Annotated in this window: 1 pseudogene; it reads right to left on the bottom strand. The window is 71.5% G+C overall.

Features of this window, described 5'->3' with window-relative positions:
* Positions 1 to 592, bottom strand: a pseudogene (locus BST12_RS31665) (hypothetical protein); the annotation flags it as partial.
* Positions 593 to 622 lie beyond the last annotated feature (30 nt).

The following is a 622-nucleotide window of genomic DNA, read 5'->3' as shown; positions in this document are numbered from 1 at the left end:
GGGTGGCGTTGAAGGCCGCCGAGAGGGCGGGGAAGGGGGCCGAGAAGCTGGCCGATAGCGCGGGGAAGACCGCGCTCAAGCCGGCCGTGAAGTTCTGCCCCGCGGTCAGCAGTGCGCTCAACGCGCCTTGTAGCGCGGGGGCGCCCGACAGCGCGGCGCTCACTGCGGCGTTAAACGCCGCGCTCAAACCCGACAGGCTGGCCTGGAAGGCCGGCAGGCTGCCCGACAGCGCGGCGCTGAGGGTGGCGTTGAAGGCCGCCGACAACGTCGGGAAGGTGGCCGAGAAGCTGGCCGACAGGGCGGGGAAGACCGCGCTCAAGCCGGCCGTGAAGTTCTGCCCCGCCGTCAGCAGTGCGCTCAACGCGCCTTGTAGCGCCGGGGCGCCCGAGAGCGCGGCGTTCAATGCGGCGTTAAACGCCGCGCTCAAACCCGACAGGCTGGCCTGGAAGGCCGGCAGGCTGCCCGACAGCGCGGCGCTGAGGGTGGCGTTGAAGGCCGCCGACAACGCCGGGAAGGTGGCCGAGAAGCTGGCCGATAGCGCCGGGAAGACCGCGCTCAAGCCCGCCGCGAAGTTCTGACCTGCCGTGATCAAGGCGTTGAGGGCGCCTTGTAGGGCCGGGGC

Source organism: Mycobacterium angelicum (assembly GCF_002086155.1).
GTDB lineage: Bacteria > Actinomycetota > Actinomycetes > Mycobacteriales > Mycobacteriaceae > Mycobacterium > Mycobacterium angelicum.
Note: the sequence above shows the minus strand (reverse complement) of the source record. Positions and strands in the feature narration are given on the sequence as shown.